This window comes from Streptomyces durocortorensis (assembly GCF_016901035.1).
Lineage (GTDB): Bacteria > Actinomycetota > Actinomycetes > Streptomycetales > Streptomycetaceae > Streptomyces > Streptomyces durocortorensis.
In genome coordinates this window covers 1-5,402 of the sequence record NZ_JAFEUF010000351.1, presented here as the reverse complement: position 1 = coordinate 5,402, position 5,402 = coordinate 1, and the positions used below count along the sequence as shown (strand labels likewise).

5 protein-coding genes and 1 pseudogene are annotated in these 5,402 nt (G+C 74.2%); 1 reads left to right on the top strand and 5 read right to left on the bottom strand.

Features of this window, described 5'->3' with window-relative positions; all coding sequences use genetic code 11:
• Positions 1-49: 49 nt before the first annotated feature.
• The 3 genes and pseudogenes from JS521_RS33450 to JS521_RS33440 all read right to left on the bottom strand — a co-directional run.
• Positions 50-208 (bottom strand): annotated as a pseudogene (locus JS521_RS33450) (TFIIB-type zinc ribbon-containing protein); the annotation flags it as partial.
• 65 nt (positions 209-273) lie between these two features.
• Positions 274-1,257 (bottom strand): phosphotransferase family protein, encoded by a 984-nt coding sequence (locus JS521_RS33445; RefSeq protein WP_205086651.1) that lies wholly within the window; start codon positions 1,255-1,257, stop codon positions 274-276.
• Positions 1,258-1,551: 294 nt separating this feature from the next.
• Positions 1,552-1,758, bottom strand: a complete 207-nt coding sequence (locus tag JS521_RS33440) for a hypothetical protein (RefSeq protein ID WP_205086650.1) — start codon at positions 1,756-1,758, stop codon at positions 1,552-1,554.
• Positions 1,759-2,376: 618 nt separating this feature from the next.
• Between JS521_RS33440 and JS521_RS33435 the strand changes: the two genes are divergently transcribed.
• Positions 2,377-3,684: a serine/threonine protein kinase gene (locus JS521_RS33435; protein WP_205086649.1), complete on the top strand. Its 1,308-nt coding sequence runs from the start codon at positions 2,377-2,379 to the stop codon at positions 3,682-3,684.
• A 57-nt stretch (positions 3,685-3,741) separates the two neighbouring features.
• Here the strand turns inward: JS521_RS33435 and JS521_RS33430 are convergent, their stop codons facing one another.
• Both JS521_RS33430 and cobA read right to left on the bottom strand, forming a co-directional pair.
• Positions 3,742-4,560: a TrmH family RNA methyltransferase gene (locus JS521_RS33430; protein ID WP_205086648.1), complete on the bottom strand. Its 819-nt coding sequence runs from the start codon at positions 4,558-4,560 to the stop codon at positions 3,742-3,744.
• Positions 4,561-4,651: 91 nt separating this feature from the next.
• On the bottom strand, positions 4,652-5,402 hold a 751-nt coding region (gene cobA, locus JS521_RS33425), incomplete at its 5' end, for a uroporphyrinogen-III C-methyltransferase (protein ID WP_205086647.1).

The following is a 5,402-nucleotide window of genomic DNA, read 5'->3' as shown; positions in this document are numbered from 1 at the left end:
TGCGGCAGTTCGGCATCCGTGCGCTCGTCCTGGTCTCGCCGTTCTACCGCGGTTCCGCCGACGCGTTCCACTGGGACTCCAGGCGGGTCAGCGACTCCAGCTCGCCGTAGTCGAGGAATATCCCCCGGCAACCGTTGCACTGCTCGATCTGAACGCCGTTGCGGTTGTACGTGTTCATCTGCGCGTGACACTTCGGACACTGCATCATCGACTCGGCTCCTCGCCCTCGTTGTGCCGTCGCCGGAATGTCTGCCCGGCCACGGTCCGTTCACCCTACGACGCGGGGTCGGTGGCCAACTCGGGCCGCAACGTAGCGATTCGGGCACAGGATTCGATCATCAGCTGTTCGTGTTCGTCCGGATCCCGCTGCTCCGCCGCGCACTTGGCGAGGGCGACGGCCGCCGTCTGCACCGTCAGCGCGCGGGCCGGGACGTCCAGAGCGGGCCAGGGGTCGCCGACGGCGGGAACCGCCGGTCCCCCGGCGGACCGGTAGGCGTCCAGGAAGGCGGCCCAGTCCTCGGGCGCCAGGAGTCCGGCCGCGTACCAGGCGGCGGGCCGGCCGAGGTCCCAGGCCGGATCGCCGGCCCCCACGTCGTCCACGTCGATGAGCAGCCAGGGCCCGTCCGGCGCGGGATGGCGTACGAGCTGGCCCAGGTGCAGGTCGCCGTGGCACAGGAAGCGGCTCCGGTGCGCGGGAGCCGGGGCCTCACCCCGGGCCCAGGCGGGCAGAGCCCGCCAGCCGGCCAGTACGGAAAGGGAGACGGCGGCACCGGGCAGGGCAGCCGCGTCGCCGGCCAGGGCCGCGCGCATCCGGGCGACGGCCCGTGCCGCCTTGGCCGGGCCGCGCATCGGCGGCAGCGGGAACGGGGGGTCCGTCCGGTGGAGGCGGGCGAGCAGTTCCGCGGCCTCGGCCCAGGGGGCCGCGTCGGGGTCGGTGGGGTCCACGGGCGCGCCGAGCGGCCAGAGGGTGACCGGGCGGGCAGCAGGGCCGGCCGGCGGCCGGGCGGTGAGCGGCGGGAGCAGGATGCCGGTGAGCTGCGGTGCGGCGGCCAGGGCGATCCGGGCGGCGAGCGCCTCGCGGTCGGTGTCGGCGGCGTGGGCCTTCGCGACGATCGCGCCGCTGCGGACCACCGTGCCGTCCGGCCGGTCCGCGAGGACCTGCGGCGGCTCGCACACACACCGCGTCCTGGCGGGGTGGGAGAGGCGGTGTGCGAGAGTGCCCAGGTCCTGGACGACTGAGGTCTGGGTGCTGGTCAACGGCTCTCCCGGCGGCGGTCGGCCCGGCCGTGGCACCGGTGCCGCCGTGAGCGTAACGCGAGAGCCTGCCCGGACACCGCTGTGCGCCGGACGTCGGCCCGGCGGGGAAAGGGCAGGGGCCCGAACGTACGGGCCCGAGCGTAGGGGGCCCGAACGTACGGGCTCGGAAAGCGCGATGCCCGGTCAGCTCCCCAGCTGACCGGACAAACGCTGCCGTCCGCCGCACCCCCGTCCCCACGGGGCTGTTGGCCGGATGTGCGGGTCCGGACCGCTCTTCCGGACCCCGGGCGCCGCTCAGCGCCCCAACATCACCGCCACGGACGACGCCTGTGTGACCACCGCTTCCCAGCCGCCGAAGACGACCACGAGCAGGGCCGCCAGGGGGAGGACCATCGCCGTCGCCACCAAGGGGTGACGTGTGCCGGACGAACGGGCGCCGAACGCGGCGTAGGCCTTGCGTCCCTGCATACGGACCATCGTCCGCGTTGCCGTGTCCGCCATGGTTCCTCTCCTGACCTGATGGGGGCGGCGGGCGTGTGACCTCGGGGGACGAGTGCTGCGCCCGCCGCTTGATCTCAACATTAGGTAAGCGGCGAGCACAGGGCGTCATGCCCGCGTACCTAATCCCGGGCCTCCCGGAGGATGAGCCGTCGTCGGTCGGCGTACTCCCCTGGGTGGAGACGGGCCACCGGAGGTTGGGGTCATCCCGGAGGGGACGCCGGGGGGCCTGTGGGGGGATGGGTCCGGTACGCGTCCGCCGGTCTGGCGAGCCCGCCGCCGGGTGACTTCCCTCACGTCCGCCGTTCCCCGGCGGGCTGCCGTCAGCGCTCGGCCCCACCCGGGACACCGCCACCCCGTGTGCGGGGGCGGTGGTCACGTCCTGCGTGAGGGCGGCGGCCGGCCGGCCACGCAGTGATCCAATCCCCGTGCGTCGGTGGCCGTTTGAGCGGGCGGGCCGGCCGAAGGGCCCGGATCCGCCGCGCCCTGACCCCTCTTCATCTCTCGCGCCCTGCACGGACAATCGAATCCCCGGCGAGGGCGCGGCCTCTGAGCGCGCCGGGCGCGGGGTACGTAAGCTGTGCCTCGTCAGGCGGACCAGGCAGCGGGGATGGGCAGACGATGGCGATGATGCGGCTCCGGCGCGAGGACCCGCGTCTCGTCGGCTCGTTCCGGCTGCACCGGCGGCTCGGGGCGGGTGGCATGGGCGTCGTCTACCTCGGCTCCGACCGGCGCGGCCAGCGGGTCGCGCTCAAGGTGATCCGGCCCGACCTGGCGGAGGATCAGGAGTTCCGTTCGCGGTTCGCGCGCGAGGTGTCGGCGGCCCGGCGGATCCGCGGCGGCTGCACGGCCCGGCTGGTCGCCGCCGATCTGGAGGCGGACCGCCCGTGGTTCGCCACGCAGTACGTTCCCGGCCCCTCGCTGCACGACAAGGTCGCCGAGGAGGGCCCCCTGGCCGCCGCCGAGGTCGCCTCGATCGGGGCGGCGCTCTCGGAGGGCCTGGTGGCGGTGCACGAGGCGGGGGTGGTCCACCGCGACCTGAAGCCGTCGAACATCCTCCTCTCCCCCAAGGGCCCCCGCATCATCGACTTCGGCATCGCGTGGGCGACCGGGGCGAGCACTCTCACCCACGTCGGTACGGCGGTGGGGTCGCCCGGCTTCCTCGCGCCCGAGCAGGTCCGGGGCGCGGCGGTGACGCCCGCGACGGACGTGTTCTCGCTCGGCGCGACCCTGGCGTACGCGGCGATGGCCGACTCCCCCTTCGGGCACGGCAGTTCCGAGGTGATGCTGTACCGCGTGGTGCACGAGGAGGCGCAGCTGCGCGGGGTGCACGACGCGTTGGCCCCGCTGATCAGCGCCTGTCTGGCGAAGGATCCGGAGGAGCGGCCCAGCACACTGCAACTGTCCATGCGGCTCAAGGAGATCGCGGCGCGCGAGGCGCAGGGGCTGCACGAGAGCCGGCCGCCCGTCCAGCGTTCCGCCCAGGACGCCGACCGGCCGACCGGGCGGATGGCCGATCCGTACGCCGATCAGGACACCCGTCGTTCGGAGGGCCCGTCCGGCTCCCGCCCCCAGCCGGGCAGGCGTGGCGCGCCGGTACGTTCGGGGCCGCAGCGCACCGGTGGCTCGCGCCCGCAGCAGGCGTCGCGCAACACGACGCGTTCGCGTGGGAAGACCGGGCAGCGGCAGGGGGCTCCGGCCGGGACGAACGGACGCCCGGGCACGCGTTCCGGGGGCCGCACGACCTCGGCGGGGCGGCGGCCGGCCAATCCGCGGCTGCTGCGCCAGCGGCTGGTGGTGTTCGTCGTGGTGACGTTGCTGGTGGCGCTGGGCATCGCGGCGGCGCAGGGCTGCCAGGGGCCGGCGCAGGGTCTCGGCGGGAGCGAGCGGCCGGGCGGGGTGTCGCAGGCGCATCCTCCTGCACCCTGAGGTCCGGTCCAGTCCGGTCGAGGCTGTGACGCCCGATCCGGACCGGTCCGGCCGTGCTCAGCTCTCCGGGCGTCCGGTGGCCACCGCGTAGAAGGCGACGGCCGCCGCCGCGCCCACGTTCAGCGAGTCGACGCCGTGCGCCATCGGGATGCGGACCCATTCATCCGCGGCCATCAGGGCCCGTGTGGACAGGCCGTCGCCCTCGGCTCCGAGCATCAGCGCCACCCGCTCCAACCGGTGCGGGGCCGCCTCGTCGATGCTGGTGGCCTTGGCGTCCGGGGTGAGGGCGAGGAGCCGGAAGCCGGCCTCCCGTACCGCTTCCAGCGACTTGGGCCAGGCTTCGAGGCGGGCGTACGGGACGGAGAAGACCGCACCCATGGAGACCTTGACGGAGCGCCGGTAGAGCGGGTCGGCGCAGTCCGGGGAGAGCAGGACGGCGTCGATGCCGAGGGCCGCCGCGCTGCGGAAGATGGCGCCGATGTTGGTGTGGTCGTTCACCGATTCCATGACCACCACCCGGCGCGCGGTGGCGAGCAGTTCGTCGGCGGTCGGCAGGGGCTTGCGCTGCATGGAGGCGAGCGCACCGCGGTGGACGTGGTAGCCGGTGACGCGTTCGGCCAGTTCGGGGGCGACCGCGTACACCGGGGCCGGGACCTCGTCGATGACGTCGCGCATCACGTCGATCCACTTGGCGGAGAGCAGCATGGACCGCATCTCGTAGCCGGTCTGGCGGGCGCGGCGGATCACCTTCTCGCCCTCGGCGATGAAGAGGCCTTCGGCGGGTTCGCGCCGTCGTCGCAGCTCGACGTCGGTCAGACCGATGTAGTCGCTCAGCCGGGGGTCGTCGGGGTCGTCGACGGTGATGAGTTCTGCCACAGGGTGATACTGCCTTGTCCGGTGTGCGGTGCCAACGCCCGGGAGGGAGTCGGGTAACCGCGGGTTACGGTGCGGGGATGCGGGCTCTTGCCTATTCGGCCGCGTCCTGGACGGCCTGCGGGACGGAGTCCGGGCCGACCGTGACGACCTCGCCGATGACGATCACGGCGGGCGGGCGCACGTCCTCCGTGACCGCTCGCTCCCCGACGTCCGCGAGGGTCGCGTCGACCCGGCGCTGGGCGGCGGTGGTGCCCTCCTGGACGAGGGCGACCGGGGTGGCCGGGTCCTTGCCGTGGGCGATCAGGGCGGCGGCGATGGCGCCGATCTTGTCGACGGCCATGAGGAGGACCAGGGTGCCGCGCAGCCGGGCGATGGCCGCCCAGTCGACCAGGGAGCGCGGGTCCTCGGGGGCGACGTGGCCGCTGACCACGGTGAACTCGTGGGCCACGCCCCGGTGGGTTACCGGGATGCCGGCCGCGCCGGGGACGGAGATGGTGCTGGAGATGCCGGGGACGATCGTGCAGGGGATGCCCTCGGCGGCCAGCGCCTGGGCCTCCTCCATGCCGCGGCCGAAGACGAACGGGTCGCCGCCCTTGAGCCGGACGACCGCCTTGCCCGCCTTGGCGTGCTCGATCAGCGCCTGGTTGATCGCCTCCTGCGCCATGAACCGGCCGTACGGGATCTTCGCCGCGTCGATGACCTCGACGTGCGGCGGCAGTTCGTCGAGCAGGTCGCGGGGGCCGAGGCGGTCGGCGATGACGACGTCGGCCTCGGCGAGGAGGCGGCGGCCGCGGACGGTGATCAGGTCCGGGTCGCCGGGGCCGCCGCCGCCGTGCGGGATG